This is a genomic window from Neorhizobium sp. IRS_2294, from assembly GCF_050500145.1.
In the GTDB taxonomy this organism is placed as follows: Bacteria; Pseudomonadota; Alphaproteobacteria; order Rhizobiales; family Rhizobiaceae; genus Neorhizobium; species Neorhizobium soli.
Genome location: NZ_CP191439.1, coordinates 773614 through 789587, shown reverse-complemented (window position 1 = coordinate 789587; position 15974 = coordinate 773614). Strand labels below are relative to the sequence as shown.

At 61.8% G+C, this 15974-nt stretch carries 16 protein-coding genes; 10 read left to right on the top strand and 6 right to left on the bottom strand.

Going from position 1 to position 15974, the window contains the following annotated elements; genetic code table 11:
• The first annotated feature begins 12 nt into the window (after nt 1–12).
• Nucleotides 13–576 carry a biotin transporter BioY gene (locus ACQY1K_RS03700; RefSeq protein WP_062453649.1) on the top strand — a complete coding sequence of 188 codons (564 nt, stop codon included), beginning with the start codon at nt 13–15 and terminating at the stop codon, nt 574–576.
• Nucleotides 577–580: 4 nt separating this feature from the next.
• Here ACQY1K_RS03700 and ACQY1K_RS03695 read toward each other — a convergent pair whose 3' ends face one another.
• On the bottom strand, nt 581–979 hold the full coding sequence (locus ACQY1K_RS03695) for an acyl-CoA thioesterase (protein WP_062453650.1): 399 nt from the start codon (nt 977–979) through the stop codon (nt 581–583).
• A gap of 133 nt (nt 980–1112) precedes the next feature.
• Between ACQY1K_RS03695 and ACQY1K_RS03690 the strand changes: the two genes are divergently transcribed.
• The 5 genes from ACQY1K_RS03690 (at nt 1113) to dxs (ending at nt 5263) form a co-directional block, all read left to right on the top strand.
• A complete protein-coding gene (locus ACQY1K_RS03690) occupies nt 1113–2045 on the top strand; it encodes a histone deacetylase family protein (RefSeq protein WP_062579411.1) in 933 nt (310 codons plus the stop codon).
• A gap of 5 nt (nt 2046–2050) precedes the next feature.
• Nucleotides 2051–2317, top strand: a complete 267-nt coding sequence (locus tag ACQY1K_RS03685) for an exodeoxyribonuclease VII small subunit (RefSeq protein ID WP_062454826.1) — start codon at nt 2051–2053, stop codon at nt 2315–2317.
• A 68-nt stretch (nt 2318–2385) separates the two neighbouring features.
• Entirely contained in the window at nt 2386–2697 is a 312-nt protein-coding gene (locus tag ACQY1K_RS03680) for a nucleotidyltransferase family protein (protein WP_062453652.1), read from the top strand.
• 67 nt (nt 2698–2764) lie between these two features.
• Nucleotides 2765–3049 carry a HepT-like ribonuclease domain-containing protein gene (locus tag ACQY1K_RS03675; protein WP_062453653.1) on the top strand — a complete coding sequence of 95 codons (285 nt, stop codon included), beginning with the start codon at nt 2765–2767 and terminating at the stop codon, nt 3047–3049.
• 294 nt (nt 3050–3343) lie between these two features.
• Nucleotides 3344–5263, top strand: coding sequence for a 1-deoxy-D-xylulose-5-phosphate synthase (gene dxs / locus ACQY1K_RS03670; protein ID WP_092661447.1), 1920 nt, complete (start codon nt 3344–3346; stop codon nt 5261–5263).
• A gap of 103 nt (nt 5264–5366) precedes the next feature.
• Here the strand turns inward: dxs and ACQY1K_RS03665 are convergent, their stop codons facing one another.
• The gene (locus ACQY1K_RS03665; RefSeq protein ID WP_430258335.1) at nt 5367–6377 is read right to left on the bottom strand and encodes a DUF4424 domain-containing protein; all 1011 of its coding nucleotides are present in this window, start codon (nt 6375–6377) and stop codon (nt 5367–5369) included.
• Between the two features lie 132 nt (nt 6378–6509).
• Between ACQY1K_RS03665 and ACQY1K_RS03660 the strand changes: the two genes are divergently transcribed.
• The 3 genes from ACQY1K_RS03660 (at nt 6510) to ACQY1K_RS03650 (ending at nt 10241) form a co-directional block, all read left to right on the top strand.
• A complete protein-coding gene (locus ACQY1K_RS03660) occupies nt 6510–7259 on the top strand; it encodes a TlyA family RNA methyltransferase (RefSeq protein ID WP_062453656.1) in 750 nt (249 codons plus the stop codon).
• Nucleotides 7256–8503 (top strand): class I SAM-dependent RNA methyltransferase, encoded by a 1248-nt coding sequence (locus ACQY1K_RS03655; RefSeq protein WP_092661441.1) that lies wholly within the window; start codon nt 7256–7258, stop codon nt 8501–8503. The genes ACQY1K_RS03660 and ACQY1K_RS03655 overlap by 4 nt, the downstream gene beginning before the upstream one ends.
• A gap of 133 nt (nt 8504–8636) precedes the next feature.
• The gene (locus ACQY1K_RS03650) at nt 8637–10241 is read left to right on the top strand and encodes a heme peroxidase family protein (protein WP_325261645.1); all 1605 of its coding nucleotides are present in this window, start codon (nt 8637–8639) and stop codon (nt 10239–10241) included.
• Nucleotides 10242–10258: 17 nt separating this feature from the next.
• On the opposite strand, the gene ACQY1K_RS03645 is transcribed toward ACQY1K_RS03650, so the two are convergent.
• From ACQY1K_RS03645 to ACQY1K_RS03635, 3 genes are all read right to left on the bottom strand, one after another.
• Nucleotides 10259–10576: a hypothetical protein gene (locus tag ACQY1K_RS03645; RefSeq protein WP_430258334.1), complete on the bottom strand. Its 318-nt coding sequence runs from the start codon at nt 10574–10576 to the stop codon at nt 10259–10261.
• Between the two features lie 92 nt (nt 10577–10668).
• Nucleotides 10669–11445 carry a crotonase/enoyl-CoA hydratase family protein gene (locus tag ACQY1K_RS03640; protein ID WP_430258333.1) on the bottom strand — a complete coding sequence of 259 codons (777 nt, stop codon included), beginning with the start codon at nt 11443–11445 and terminating at the stop codon, nt 10669–10671.
• Nucleotides 11446–11456: 11 nt separating this feature from the next.
• Complete coding sequence (locus ACQY1K_RS03635) at nt 11457–13238, bottom strand: acyl-CoA dehydrogenase (protein ID WP_430258332.1); 1782 nt, start codon at nt 13236–13238, stop codon at nt 11457–11459.
• Nucleotides 13239–13420: 182 nt separating this feature from the next.
• Here ACQY1K_RS03635 and ACQY1K_RS03630 point away from each other — a divergent pair, with 182 nt between their 5' ends.
• Complete coding sequence (locus ACQY1K_RS03630) at nt 13421–14452, top strand: transporter (RefSeq protein WP_430258331.1); 1032 nt, start codon at nt 13421–13423, stop codon at nt 14450–14452.
• A gap of 73 nt (nt 14453–14525) precedes the next feature.
• Here ACQY1K_RS03630 and ACQY1K_RS03625 read toward each other — a convergent pair whose 3' ends face one another.
• Entirely contained in the window at nt 14526–15770 is a 1245-nt protein-coding gene (locus ACQY1K_RS03625) for an aromatic ring-hydroxylating oxygenase subunit alpha (RefSeq protein WP_430258330.1), read from the bottom strand.
• Between the last annotated feature and the right edge of the window lie 204 nt (nt 15771–15974).

The window sequence follows — 15974 nt, the reverse complement described above, 5'->3', positions numbered from 1 at the left end:
AGGAATAGCTATTTGCCTACTCGTGATCTCGTTCTGGCCGCCCTGTTTGCCGCTATCATCATCGTGCTGGGACTGGTGCCGCCGGTCATGCTCGGTTTCATTCCCGTCCCCATCACGGCGCAATCGCTCGGCGTGATGCTGGCCGGCGTCGTGCTCGGCGCCAAGCGCGGCACGATCGCGGTCCTCCTGGTACTGGTGCTTGCAGCGATCGGTCTGCCGGTTCTGTCCGGCGGCCGCGGCGGCCTTGCCGTCTTCATGGCGCCGACGACCGGTTATCTGATCGGCTGGGTGTTTGCCGCGATGGTAACCGGCTATCTGTCGCAGATCATGGTGGGTCGCGACCAGGCAGGGCTGGTGCAGGGTGTGAACTTCTTTATCGCAGCCCTGATGGGCGGCGTGATCGTGCTTTACGGGATCGGCATCACCTATCTGGCGCTGATCACCGGCATGGGCTTCGTCAAAGCGTTTCTCGGCTCGCTCGCTTTCATTCCGGGCGACGTCCTGAAGGCTGTGATTGCGGCGCTCGCCGGTCGGGCCGTGATGGCAGGCTATCCGCTGCTGCCGCAGCGCGCGTAAGCAGTCAGTCGAGGAACTGATACAGCCAGTCGCGCAGGTCTTCGGGCAGCGCGGCCGGCGTCCGGGTTTCCGGATCGCATGCGGACCAGACGATTTCGGCTTCGGCCACCTCATCGCTGCCGCGCGTGAAGCGGACGATAAAGCCTGCGGACTTGCCGCCGATCTTGCTCACTCCGACATGGGTATGGACGAGATCGCCGAGCTTCAGCGGCATGTGATAGGTGCAGGAGATCTTGCCGACCGCAAAGAACGGGTCATCCGTTGCCGGCTTGCGGCGGTGCCAGAATTCCGTGACCGCCTGTTCCGCAAGGCCGATATAGGCAGCGCGAAACATTTCGCCGTTAAGATCCACATCGCGATAGGCAACGCGAAAATCATGGGTCTTGCCGATATCCTTCGCCATTCCTGCCCGCACTCCAAAAAACGCCTAATGCGCCTACTTCACGGCAAATCCAGTGAAGAGCAAGGGGTATGCGCTTGAAAACATCGCCGTTCTGCGCCATGTCCGAGCTCAACATACCTCACGAGGCCGCCCAATGACCACGCGCCTTTACGAAAACTCCATATTTCTCGAGCATGCGACGCCGGAAGGCCATCCTGAACGGGCAGACCGGCTGCGTTCGCTCAACATCGCGCTCGAACACCCCAATTTCGACAAGCTCGACCGCAAACAGGCACCACAGGCCAACGAAGACACGGTGCTTCTGGCGCATCCGGAAGAACACCTGCGTTGGGTGATGCGCAAGATCCCCGAGGAAGACACGATCCTGCAGATCGAGGCCGATACGCATGTGGGGCCGAAGAGCCTGCAGGCGGCGCTGACCGGCATCGGCGGCGCGATCGCGGCCGTCGACGACGTGATGACCGGCAAGGTGGACAACGCATTCGTTGCCTCGCGTCCGCCGGGACATCACGCGGAAAAGACCAAGGCGATGGGCTTTTGCCTGTTCAACAACATCGCCATCGCCGCCCGCCATGCGCAGCAGACCTATGGCGTCGAACGTGTCGCGATCGTCGACTGGGACGTGCATCACGGCAACGGCACGCAGGACATCTTCTGGGACGATCCGTCCGTTTTGTTTTGCTCGACGCACCAGATGCCGCTTTATCCCGGCACAGGCGCCAGAGACGAGACGGGCACGAAGAACACGATCGTCAACGCGCCGCTTTCGGCCAATGACGGCAGCGACCATTTTCGCGATGCCTTCAAGAGCCGCGTCCTGCCGGCGCTCGAAAACTTCCGCCCGGATCTTGTGCTGATCTCGGCAGGCTTCGATGCGCATCACCGCGATCCGCTGGCGCAGATCAATCTGGTCGGCGACGATTTCGACTGGGCGACCGGCCGGTTGATGGAAATTGCGGGGAAATACGCCGGCAACCGGGTCGTCAGCCTGCTCGAGGGTGGCTATGATCTGGAAGGGCTGGCGGAATCGGCCGGCCTGCATATCTGCAGACTGATGAGAGGATGAAGGACATGACCGAAGCCCCAGGCGAGCCGAACGCTCCGATCGACGTCACTGGTTATTCCTTCGAAAAGGCCGTTGCCGAGCTGGAAAGCATCGTAGCGCGGTTGGAACGCGGCGACGTGGCGCTTGACGAATCCATCGCCATCTACGAGCGCGGCGAAGCGCTGAAGAAGCATTGCGAAAAGCTGCTCAACGCTGCCGAAAGCCGGATCGAAAAGATCCGCCTAGACCGCAGCGGCAAGCCGCAGGGCGTGGAGCCGCTCGACGGCGAGTGAGGCCTTCACTCGCATGAAGCCCTGAGTTGCATCTCGACTGAAATTCCGACCTGCGCTATAGTCTCCCCATGGACAAGGACCAGGTCATCGCCAAGCTTCGGGAGCACGAGGCCGAACTGCGCGCCGCAGGCGCGGAGCAGATGTCGATATTTGGCTCGGTAGCGCGTGGCGAGGCGACGGACGAGTCAGATCTTGATGTTCTGGTGACGTTTTCAGAGCCGGTCATACAGTCTGGCTGGGGGTATTTTACGGCCGTCGAAGAGCTACGTGCCCTGATCGTTGGCATTACTGGTGTAAGGAGCGTTGACATAGTTCCCGAACCGTTGCGCCGGAAACGTTTCAGCCGGAGCGTGGAGAGGGATAGGGCGATTGCCTACTAAGCGTCCTCTGATCCGTTTCCGAGACATTGTCGAGAACGGTCAATCCATTCTCGAATATACACACGGTATGGATTTCGACGCGTACTCTGTCAGCAAGATTACACGGGATGCGTCTGAGCGATGTCTAGCACGAATTTCCGAAGCCTCTTTCAAGCTTGGCTCGACGGCAGAAGAAATCTTTCCAAGCCACAACTGGGGCGCCATCAGGGGTTTTGGAAACATGCTCCGGCATGAATACGATGATATTCTTGATGAAACCACTTGGGCAATTGTCACACGGCACCTCCCGCCCCTCCTTTTCGAACTCGAAACCTTCCTCGCGCGCTACCCTGAAGATCAGGAAACGCTGTAGGAAGGCCGACATCATTCTTCCCGGGCATCGATCCCATCCGGATGATGCATCTGCCTGCGATGCGGTTGAAACGCTGATCATGCCTTGGTCCTCCGACATCGTACCTGATGACGACCAGGAGTTCGTGCCGTTGGCGACACCCTCCCTTCCCCGAGTCCCTCCCCTTGCCCGTCAGCTGAAATCGATTAAAACCGCGGCAAGGTTGTCTCCGTGGACAACTTGAAAAAGCCGGTTTCATCCTCATGTTGGGGTGATAGTTGCTTTTCAGAACAAAAGAAGAGAAAGCCAGCCTCCGTGACACCCCTGCCCGAGACGCCGCTGCTCGACACCGTCAAGCTTCCCGCCGACCTTCGCAAGATCGATGACCGCGACCTGCCGAAGCTTGCCCGCGAATTGCGTGACGAGATGATCGACGCCGTCTCCAGGACCGGCGGACATCTGGGTGCCGGCCTCGGCGTCACGGAACTGACGATCGCCATCCACAAGGTGTTCAATACGCCTGACGATCGGCTGATCTTCGATGTGGGCCACCAGTGCTACCCGCACAAGATCCTCACCGGTCGCCGCGACCGCATCCGCACGCTGCGCCAGGAAGACGGTCTTTCGGGCTTCACGCGCCGGGCGGAAAGCGAATACGATCCGTTCGGTGCAGCCCATTCCTCGACCTCGATTTCGGCCGGCCTCGGCATGGCAGTGGGTTCGGATCTCGCCGGTTCGAAGCGCAATGTGATTGCCGTGATCGGTGATGGCGCGATGTCGGCCGGCATGGCCTATGAGGCGATGAACAATGCCGGTGCGCTCGACGCGCGGCTGATCGTCATCCTCAACGACAACGACATGTCGATCGCCCCGCCGACCGGCGCCATGAGCGCCTATCTCGCCCGCCTTGCTTCCGGCCGCACCTATATGGGCATGCGCGAAGTGGGCAAGAAGCTGACCGGCTATCTCGGCAAGAACATCGACCGGGCGATCACCCGTGCGGTCGAACACGCCCGCGGTTATGTGACCGGCGGCACTATGTTCGAGGAGATGGGTTTCTATCACATCGGCCCGATCGACGGTCATTCGTTCGAGCATCTTCTGCCGGTGCTGCGCAATGTGCGCGACAATGCCAAGGGCCCGGTTCTGATCCATGTCGTCACGCAAAAGGGCAAGGGTTATCCGCCCGCCGAAGCTGCGGCCGACAAGTATCACGGCGTCAACAAGTTCGACGTCATCACCGGCGCGCAGGCCAAGGCCAAGCCAAATGCGCCGTCCTATACCAGCGTGTTCGGCGACGCCCTCGTTCAGGAAGCCGGTTTTGACGACAAGATCGTCGGCGTGACTGCCGCGATGCCGAACGGCACGGGGCTGGACAAGCTGCAGCTTGCCTTTCCGAACCGCACATTCGATGTGGGCATTGCCGAACAGCATGCCGTTACCTTTGCGGCAGGCCTTGCGACGGAAGGCTTCAAGCCGTTCTGCGCGCTCTATTCCACCTTCCTGCAGCGCGGTTACGACCAGGTTGTCCACGACGTGGCGATCCAGGGTCTGCCGGTGCGCTTCCCGATCGACCGCGCCGGTTTCGTCGGTGCTGACGGGCCGACCCATGCCGGTTCGTTCGACACGACCTTTCTTGCGACTCTCCCCGGCATGGTCGTGATGGCCGCCAGCGACGAGGCCGAACTGAAGCATATGGTACGCACTGCCGCGGCCTATGACGAAGGCCCGATCTCGTTCCGCTATCCGCGCGGCGAAGGCGTCGGTATCGAACTGCCGGAACGCGGCCAGATCCTGGAGATCGGCAAGGGCCGCGTCGTCAAGCAGGGCGCGAAAGTGGCGCTTCTCTCGTTCGGCACGCGCCTCAAGGACTGTCTGCTGGCAGCCGAAGATCTCGATGCCGCCGGTCTTTCGACGACGGTTGCAGACGCTCGCTTCGCCAAGCCGCTGGACCACGACCTCATCCGCCAGCTTGCCCGCCATCACGAAGTGCTTGTCACCATCGAGGAAGGCGCCGTCGGCGGCTTCGGCAGCCATGTGCTGCAATTCCTCAGCACGGAAGGTTTGCTCGACCACGGTGTGAAAGTTCGCTCGCTGGTGCTGCCCGATGTGTGGATGGAACAGGCAAGCCCCGACGTGATGTACGCCAAAGCCGGCCTCGACCGCGCCGGCATCGTCAAGACGGTGTTCAATGCGCTGGGCAAGACCCAGGTTGGTGTTGGCGCTGCGGGGTAAAGGCCTAAGCCTCGCTCTCATTGCCCGTCCGTCTCGTGACTCAGATGTCGTGCTAGCACTCGGCAGGGCGAGATGAAGACGTTCGTCCGGGCGAGTTTGTTCGTTACTCCCCCGCCGTCAGAAACAGAACATGCAGGTCCTTCTCCGGCGTGAAATCCTCGGCGGTCATCTCGAAGGTGGTCGGGCCGGTTTTCTTGATGTTGTTGCCGCAGAAGCTGACGTAATCCTTGGGGTTGCCCTTGTCGATTGTCAGACGGAACTTGCCGATGGGGCCGGACCAGTTGGCGCCCGTGGTCAGCACGTAGGATAGCCATTGTTCGGTATAGTTGGGGCCGCCTTTGGTGGCTGCGGTTTCTAGCTTTGCTGATGTTTTCATGAAGCTGTCGTCGATGCAGTAGCGTTCGACATAGCGCGCGTGCTCGTTGGCCGGCTTGCCGTTTTCGATGAAGCTCATCGCCACCGTGCCGCCGACGCTCGGTTTGTAGCGGTGGCTGACCTTGACCGGCTTCTGCGCTGGGAACGTCGTCTTCCACCAATAGGCGGAGCGGAGCGTCCATGCCGGCGTGATGTCCTCCTGCCAGCCTTTTCCGGCATCGTAGCGATCGATCCGGACCAGGCCCTTGGCAAGGAAGTCGGCCTTCACGTCATCGGGCAGGGTCTTGAGGGCCTCGGTGGTTCTGTCGCTATAGGGGAGAAGCGGTACCTTGTGGGCGACGAGGTCTTCGGTGCGGTCAATGCCGGTGGCAATGATGCGTTGCTGGAGCTGCGGCTTGATCTCGCGGCCGTCCTGCAGGACCGTGAAGCCGAGGAAGTTGTCGGCTTCCGGGTCGCCATAGGCTATGTCGCTCTGGGCGCCGCCAGTTATGTCCGGCATCGGGAAGGCGATGACGCTTTCGACATCCTTGTCGGTGTCGTTCCTGAAGATGTAGTCGACCCGGACTTCCTCTCGTGAGAGGTGAAGATGCTCTTCGGCCATCGTGATATCGGCGGTCTGGACATAGACGAGGCCGCCGGTCGTCAGTTCCGCCGTCGTATCATTGGCGAAAAGCGGCGGTGCAGCCAAAAGCAGGCCGGCCGTCAGCGTGGCCCCGAAGGCGATTGTCCAGCGTCTCATCCATTCCCCTCCCGGCTTGAGCGGCAACAATAGGCAGAAGAAGCGAACTATAAAAGGCCGGCGGAGGCTTGTCCGGCAGGTCGAAACGCGTTTTTGTCTTGCGTGCGGGGCTCGCCCGCGTCATGGGAAGGCATGTCATCCATTCAGCAAAGACTTGACCAGCTTCTGGTCACCCTCAACCTCGTCGACAGCCGCTCGCGCGCGCGCGACGCGATTGCCCGCGGCACCGTCAAGGTCGACGGTCGCACCATTACCAAATCCGGACAGATCGTGTCCTCGACCGCGCAAATCGAGATGGACGATCCGGCGAGCGCCTATGTGTCGCGCGCGGCGCTGAAGTTGGTTGCCGCACTCGATCATTTCAAGCTCGATCCGACCGGCTGCGAATGCCTTGACGTCGGCGCCTCCACCGGCGGCTTTACCGAAATCCTGCTTGCCCGCGGCGCAGCGCATGTGACGGCGCTCGATGTCGGCCACGCGCAGATGCATCCGCGGATTGCCGATGATCCGCGCGTCAGCAATATCGAGGGGGTCAACGCCCGCTATCTCGAGGCCGACGATATCGACGACCGGCCGATCGATTTCGTCGTGTCGGACGTGTCCTTCATCTCCATCAAGCTGGCCCTGCCGCCGGCGCTGGAACTGGCGCTGCCGGGCAGCTATTGCGCGCTGCTGGTCAAGCCGCAGTTCGAGGCCGGCCGCGATGCGATCGGAAAGCGCGGCCTTTTGAAGGAGCCGGACACGGCGCCGGCGGTGGCAGCAGAACTGGAACGCTGGCTGGTGGAGGACATGGGCTGGGAAAGCCTTGGCCTGATCCCCTCGCCGATTGCCGGCGGTGATGGCAACGAGGAGTTTCTCCTGGCAGGACGGAAGCCGGAATGAGCACGGTTCACGTCACCATCAACCGTCTCGGCGCACAGGGCGACGGCGTCGCCAATGGCGAGGACGGGCCGGTCTATGTTCCCTATGCTCTTCCGGGCGAAACGCTGGCGATCGCCCGCAATGGCGACCACGGCACGGTCATGTCGACGGGCAACCTTTCGCCGGACCGGATCGAACCGGTCTGTCGCCACTTCGGACCCGATGGCGATGCCTGTGGCGGCTGTTCGCTGCAGCATCTCGCCAAGGCGCCATATAATGACTTCAAGCGCCAGCTCGTCATCGACGCGCTGAAATCCAAGGGCCTGACGCCCGACGTCAAGGAGACGGTCGAGTGTCACCCGGGCGAACGGCGGCGCACGGTGTTTTCCGCGCGCAAGACGGAGAAGGAGCTTCTGCTGGGCTACAACCGGGCAGAAACGAACCATATCATCTCCATCGTCGAATGTCCGATCGCCGCGCCCGGCATCGTGGCGCGGCTTGATGCGATCCGCGCGATCGGCATGGCGCTCGCAACCGGCTCGGAGACGTTCCGCATTTCGGTGCTGGAAAGCCTCTCCGGTCTCGATATCGCCGCCGAAGGATTGAAGCCGCTTTCGGACAAGCAGCGCCGCAAGGTGACCGAGACGGTTCTGGCGCTGAAGGGCATCGCCCGTGTTTCGGCCAATGGCGAAATCGTGCTGGAGCCGCAAAAGCCGGTGATCGATTTCGGTGGCGTCAAAGTTTCTCCTCCGCCCGGTAGCTTCACGCAGGCGACGAAAGAGGCAGAGGAAGCCATGGCGACGCTGGTGCATGGCCATATGGGCAAGGCCAAGCGGGTGCTGGACCTGTTTGCCGGCTCTGGCACATTTGCGCTGCGACTGGCGAGAACGGCACGCGTGCATGCGGTGGAAAGCGACGACAAGGCACTGAAGGCGCTGGACCACGCGGCCCGCAACAGCCAGGGGCTGAAGCCCGTCAGCATCGAGAAGCGCGATCTCTTCCGCCGGCCGCTGATCCCGATGGACCTGAAGCACTTTGATGCCGTCGTCTTCGACCCGCCGCGGGCGGGTGCCGAAGTGCAGGTCAAGGAACTGGCGCGCTCGAACATCAAGACGATTGCTGCGGTCAGCTGCAATCCCCTGACGCTCGCACGCGACCTGAGGATCCTGGTCGATGCGGGATACCGGATTGTCTCGGTCACCCCGGTTGACCAGTTTCTCTGGTCGCCGCATGTCGAAGCCGTCGCGCTGCTCAGCAAAGTTTGACGCTAGTCTTGACAGAACGCAATTTGGTTGTGCAACCTTGGTTTACAACCTAGCCTTAGAGGCGTAGCTTTCCCGTGTCGCATCCAAGGCGGCAAATGACTTGCCGCCAGTGCGATCTCCAAGGGGGGAAAGCATGGCACAGATCGCAATGCATGGGCATGGCGTGCGCGGCATGAAGCCGGAAACGCTGCATTCTTTCGACGGCATCGGTGATCCCGGGAAATTCGGGATCATGTTTCCCAATCTCTTACCGTTTTCGGCAAGCGACGATGCGCTTGCCGCCCTGGCCAAGTCTATGGCGGATAAACTGCTCGACGACGGCAACCCGGAACCGGGCAAGGACAACCCGAACATTCCGGCCGGCTACACCTATCTTGGCCAGTTCATCGACCATGATATCACGCTCGACACGACGCCTCTCGACCAGCAGCATGCCGACCCGAAGGCGACCACCAACTTCCGGACACCGGCGCTCGATCTCGATTCGCTCTACGGCGATGGGCCGGGTATCCATCCCTATCTTTACCAACGCGACGTCGAAACGCTGCAAACTTCCGGCAAACTGTTGATCGGACGGGCAGCGGCGTCATCGGATCAGCAAGGCGCTGCGATCCCGGATCTTCCCAACGACCTTCCACGCAACCAGGAGGGCCACGCGCTCATCTTCGACGAACGCAACGATGAGAACCTGCTGGTGGCACAGACGCATCTGCTGATGCTGAAGTTTCACAACAAGGTGTTCGACAAGGTCGCAGCGGAAAGGCCTGACCTCAAGGGTACCGCGCTCTTCAAAGAGGCTCGGCGGATCGTCACCTGGCACTACCAGTGGATTGTGCTGTTCGATTTCGTGGAACGTCTGACCGAGCCCGGCTTGATCCAGAAGATCAAGAAGGAGGGTCGGCGGTTCTACCGGTTCAAGCAGCGGCCCTATATGCCCGCCGAATTCGGCGCCGCGTGCTACCGGCTCGGCCATTCGATGGTACGGGAAAGCTATAGCCACAACCGGGTGTTCAACCCTACAGCCGATAGTCTTGCGAACGCGACGCTCGACCTTCTGTTCTTGTTCACCGGAAAGTCCGGGAACATTACCGGCGAGCTCTCCAACGACCCGGGCGTCGGGTTTGCCGCGCTCCCGTCGAACTGGGTGGTCGACTGGCGGCGGTTCTACGATCTGGATACGCCCGAAGGCGAGAAGGAGACTAATTTCGCCATCAACCACAGCCGGCGACTGGACCCGTTCATCACACCCGCCCTGCACACCCTGCCCGGCGGACCTGGTGATGGCTCGGTTGCATCGCGGGAATTCGACCTTGCCTTCCGCAACCTGCGTCGCGGCGTACAGATCGGACTTCCCTCCGGGCAAGCAATCTGTCGCGCCATGGGTCTTCAGCCACTGACGCCCGAGCAGATTGCCACGGGTCCCGACGGCAAGGCGGCCAAGCAGCACAAGATGCTCGAGGAAACACCGCTGTGGTATTACGTTCTCAAGGAAGCGGAGGTCTTCAACAAGGGAAGACGGCTCGGGCCGATGGCATCCACCATCATCGCCGAGACATTCCTCGGCATGGTGCATGGCGACCACGAGTCGTTCCTGTGGCTGCGCTCCGACTGGAAGCCGGAACTGCCGAGCGACACGCCCGGCCACTTTACGATGGCCGATCTCGTCAAGTTCGTCGGTGACGTCAATCCTCTCGGTGCGGCTGTGCCGCAACCCGCAGAAGAGAAGGTCGACGGCTGACGGGTGGAGGACATGCTCTAGTCGTCGAGGTCGAGCCTGCCGGTGCCCGTGACGCCGGAGCAGCGGCAGGTACCGCCGACCCGGCCTTCATCGGCGCGGCAGACATAGGGGCGGTTGCGGTCGTCGCTCTGGCGCGGCTGCACCACGCAGACATAGCGCTGATGGCGTCGGTCGCGCCGGTCCGTCTGCTCGGAAAGACTTTGCTGGCTCTGTATCAGGGTGATCGGCGCGTTCGCTGTATTGGCGGACGCGGCAAATGCCGGGCCAGCATCGGCGGGCAGGCAGGAGAGGCCAAGAGTTGCAAGAGAAAGCAGGCCGGTCAGGGCTGTACGCATGATGTCCTCCTCGTTTGAGGAGTATCTAGCCACGCTTGCCTTGTGAATGAAGGCGCAGCGCGGCGTGGATGGAACTTTGATGCAACTCAGCGTTAACGCCGCATGAAGGCCTCGAAAGCGGCGCGAGCTTCGGCGCTTTTCAGCCGGGCAGAGAAATGCGTCAGTTCCTCGTCCATCCGGGCGAGCACGTCGTCGCGGGGGCCTCGCACCAGATCGCGGGCGATTTTTAAGGCCTGCGGTGGTTTTGCCGAAAGTTTAGCGGCGAGCGCCAGTGTTTCAGCCTCGACGGCCTGCGGCTCGACCACCTTCCACACAAGGCCGGCCCCGTGGGCGGCATCGGCAGAGAACCCCTCGCCGGCAACCAGCATCGCAAAGGCGCGCTGGTGGCCCATCACCCTTGGCGCCAGAAGGCTGGAGGCTGCTTCCGGCACCAGGGCCAGATCGACGAAGGGTGTCTTGAACAGGCTGCGGGACGAGGCGATCGTCAGGTCGCAGTGGAGGTTGAGCGTGGTGCCGATGCCGATCGCCAGGCCATCGACGCCTGATACCATCGGCTTTTCGGCGAGCGCCAGCGCCCGGATGAAGAGGGCCGCAGCCGGTGGTTCATCCGTGCCTGAGACCGCGTGGGCGAGAAAATCCGCCATGTCGTTGCCGGCGGAAAAGCAGCCTTCGGTGCCGAGAAAGGCGACCGCGCGGATCGTGTCGTCGGTATTGGCATCTGCGAGCGCCGCCGTCATGCGGTGATACATGGACGAGGTGATCGCGTTCTTCTTTTCCGGCCGGTTGAATCGGATCGTGAGCACGCCCTCGTAGTCGGCAGGGCGTTCGATCAGGACATGGCTATTTGCTGTTGGGGTCGCGTCGCTCACGGCATTCCTCCTCAGGCAAGCACGATGCGTGCAGCTTCCAGGCTCTCGGCACCGGCGATGACGCGGTCCTTCAAGGCTGCGGTCTCCGACAGCATGTTTTCGGCCGCAAACCTGCAGAGCGACACGCGCTTCTCACCCGATCCGTCTTCCGATGCGACAAGCGCGCCCTTGGCGAGATAGGCACCGGTCAGAACGAGGCCGAACAGACGCTGGTAGGGCGTCGCGCCCGCAAGGGCTTCCGCCACGCGGCCTGAGGCCTGCGCTTCCAGCAGCCAGTCGGTCGACACCTGGAGATCGTCGATCGATGCGTTCAGCCGTTCCGCCGTGCTGCCGAAGCCGGGGGCGTTGAGGCTTTCGACTCTCTGCGCGATGTCGCGCAGTTCACCGATGAAGGTCCGCACCTGCGCGCCCTTGGAAAGCGGCAGTTTGCGCAGCACGAGATCAATCGCCTGGATGCCGTTGGTGCCCTCATAGATCGGTGCGATGCGGGCATCGCGCAGATAGCGCGCGGCACCGGTCTCCTCGATATAGCCCATGCCGCCATGCACCTGGATGCCGAGCGAGGCGACATCGACACCGCAATCGGTGGCGAAGGATTTGGCAATCGGCGTCAGGAGTGCGGCACGCTCGACCCAATGGGTGGCCTGATCGCCTTCGAGGTGATGCGACATGTCGATCGCGTGGGCGCAGGCAAAGCAGATGGCGCGCGACCCTTGCGTCAGCGCCTTCATGGTCAAAAGGGTGCGGATGATATCGGGGTGCTGAATGATCGGGCTCATCTGCGGACCAGTCGACCCGGGCGCCCTGCCCTGGGTTCGATCGGACGCGTAGGCGACCGCCTTCTGGGTCGCAGCTTCCGCGATCGCGACACCCTGCATGCCGACGGCGAGACGTGCGTTGTTCATCATCGTGAACATGCAGGCGAGGCCCTGGTTTTCTTCCCCGATGAGATAGCCGATCGCGCCGGTGCCATCGCCGAACTTGCCGTCGCCATAGATCATCGTGCAGGTGGGCGAACCGTGGATACCGAGCTTGTGCTCGATCGAATGACAGATCACGTCGTTGCGCTCACCGAGCGATCCGTCGTCAGCGACCAGGAATTTCGGCACCAGAAACAGCGAAATCCCGCGGGTGCCGGCCGGCGCATCCGGGAGACGGGCGAGAACCAGGTGGATGATATTGTCGGCGGCGTCGTGTTCGCCCCAGGTGATATAGATCTTCTGCCCGAACACACGGTAGCTGCCATCGGTGTGGCGTTCGGCACGGCTCTTCAGCGCGCCGACATCGGAGCCCGCATGCGGCTCCGTCAGGTTCATCGTGCCGGTCCATTCGCCCGAGACCATCTTTTCGAGATAGGTGGCTTTCAACGTGTCGCTGCCATGGGCAACGAGCGCCTCGATCGCACCCATCGTGAGGGTCGGCGCGAGCGCGAAGGCCATGGAGGCGGAATTCCACATTTCCAGCGTCGCGACGTTGAGCATATGCGGCAGCGCCTGACCGCCGAACGCTTCCGGTGCCGTCAGGCCGTTCCAGCCGCCTTCGCGCCACTGGCGATAAAGTTGCGGCCAGCCATCCGGCGTCTTCACCACGCCGTCCTCAAGCCGCGCGCCCTGGCGATCGCCTATATCGCCCAGCGGCGCCATTTCGTCGCTGGCAAAGCGACCGGCTTCTGCCAGGATGGCATCGACGAGATCGGGGGAGAGGTCGCCGAACCGGCCGATCTCCAGCGCGTCGGCAAGACCCGCCACATGGTTCAAGGTGAAGGCAATCTCCTCCACGGGTGCCTTGTACATGTCGCTTCTCCCAAATTGACAATTCTTCCGGTCGATGACGCAGGTGCGATCACCGAACTCCCACTGGCTTTTTACGTAAACGTAAACGCGGTTGTCAATCGATCCATTGAGGTTCGTCCGTCAGGACAGGAGAAAATCCCCGTTGCAACAGGTGTCACAGATAGCGCCTAATGAGGAGCGTCATGCTTGCAGGTCTTCAGTCCATGCCTCCGATAAATTCTCCGCTTATTTCCGCCACGCCAGGTCTTGTCTGGGCCTATCATTTCCGGCCCGGCGAGGCTGGCACATGCTCAAGGCTTTCGCTGGAGGCGACGCCGTCGGAGCTGGCGATCGACACCGGTTTCCTGTGGCTGCATCTCAACCTGGCCGATCTGCGGGTCGGCGCATTTCTGGAGAATTTTCCAGGCCTGCCGGCGGCCGCAGCGGTCGCGCTGACCACCCATGAAACCCATGCGTCGATCACGCTGGACGAGCAGGCCATCTATGGCACTCTGATCGATTTCCAGCGGGAGTTCGACAGCGACACGCGCGATATCGGCTGGCTGCATTTCTTCGCCTCTGACAAGGTGATCATCACCACGCGGCTGCAGCCACTGCGTTCGGTCGATCGGGTGCGGGCCGCGATCGAGAAGAATGCCGGTCGCTACAAAAGGCCGCTCGACCTGTTCGAGACGCTGGTGGCCGAATTCCAGCGCACGATGATCGCGATGGTGATGGAATTTACCGAAGAGCTGAACCTGATCGAGGATTTCGTCTATGACAACGTGCCGCGCGACGAACGCCGGCGGCTTGCTCCCGTGCGGCGGATGGTGGTGCGGTTGCACCGGCACCTGCGCACGACCCTGTCGCTGATGCGACGCGCGGCGGCGGCCGACGACGAGGATATGCCGCCCGGGTTCGACGATATCGCCTCAAGGCTGATCGGCCGGCTCGAAGCCGTCGATCACGACGTCTATGCGCTGCAGGAGCGGGCCCGGCTGCTGCACGAGGAAATCGATTCCAAACAGGCATCGGAGACCAACCGGCACCTCTACATACTCTCGATCATGACCGCCTTCCTGCTGCCGCCATCGCTGGTCACGGGCTTTTTCGGCATGAACACGTCGTCGCTGCCATTTGCCGAGGGTCTGCACGGCACGGCCTTCGCGCTGGGTTTCATGGTGCTTTCGGCGGCAATCGCCTGGTGGCTTCTGAAGCGGACGGGAATTTTTTGACGTTCGGGAAAAACGAAATCAGCCCGCCCGGGCATGCCGGACGGGCTGTCTTGTCGTGCACGGTTTCGCCGGATCAGGCGACGGCGTGGAGCTTGGCCTGGTCGCCCTGGAGGCGATTGGTCATGAAGTTCGCGTACCATTCCACGAACTGCATGACGCCGCCTTCATGCGCTTCCGAATAGGGACCCGGCTCATAGGCCGGCGAGCGGATGCCGAAGGCATTTTCCTCGACGATCTGGCGGTCCTGGTCGTTGGTCATGTTCCAGACGTGGGTCAGTTCCTCGACCGTGTAGTCGACGCCTTCGACCGCATCCTTGTTCACGAGCCACGTGGTGGTGACGGCCGTCTCTTCCGGCCCGAGCGGAATGACGCGGAAGGAGATCGCGTGGTCGACCAGCATGTGGTTCCAGGTGGTCGGATAGTGGAACATCAGCATGGTGCCGATATGGGAGATCGTCACATCTTCCGACAGCGCCTTTGCGACTGCCGGCCGGCCATTCATCGTGTAGCTTTCGGCGTCCTCGATCAGCGGCATGCGGGCAACGCGGTACTGGCCGTCCGTCGACATGTTGAACGTGCTCGGCAGGTTTGCCGCTTCGCAGCGCTGCCAGTGCTCGGAAATGAACGGATCGTCGCCGGCGCCCTGCACGCCGGTCGCAGTCGGCGCTTCCGGATAGGTGCGGCACAGTTCCGGGTGATTGGCGGCGCAGTGGTAGCACTCGCGGTTGTTTTCCCAGACGAGCTTCCAGTTGCCCTTTTCGATGATCGTGTTCTTGGCAGCGACCTTCGTTTCGGCCAGGCGATGCGGTGCCATGTACGGGTGGATCGTGGCACGGACGGGTGCGAAATCGGGGGCCTCGTTGGCTAGGCAGACGAAGATATAGCCCCCGACCGACTCGCAGTGAACAGGCTTCAGGCCGAACTGCTTCTTGTCGAAATCATCGCCCATATGGCGGGCCGACATCAGCGTGCCGTCGTGCTGGTAGGTCCACTGGTGATAGGGACAGACGAGACGGGTCGCAGAACCGCTATCCTTGGTGCAGACGCGGTGGCCGCGGTGGCGACAGGTGTTGTGGAAAGCGCGGATCTCGCCTTCGCGGGTTCGGAGGATCAGGACGGGATAGTCGCCGATCTGCAGCGTCACGTAATTGCCGGCCTTCGGGATTTCGCAATCATGACCGACGAAAAGCCAGTCGCGATACCAGATCATTTCCAGATCGAGCTTGTAGTAATCCGGATCAATGTAAAAGGGCTGTTCGAGGCTGAAGCCTTCGCGGCGATTGTTGAGCTGCCGCAGAACCTGGCTGTGAATGTCCATCGTGTCTTCCTCGTCAATTCCACTAGCGAAAGACTTGGGGGGTCATGCGGACAGACCTCCTGCCCCCAATCCTACCCCGAACGTCCACCGCGATCGGTCGTCAATCACGTCCCCAGACTGGCACCGGATCGGCCGAGGGTTCTCGTCACGCCTGCCGGCTTCCCAATTTAACGCCGTCCCTAGCCGAGGCGACTCCATGAGTTT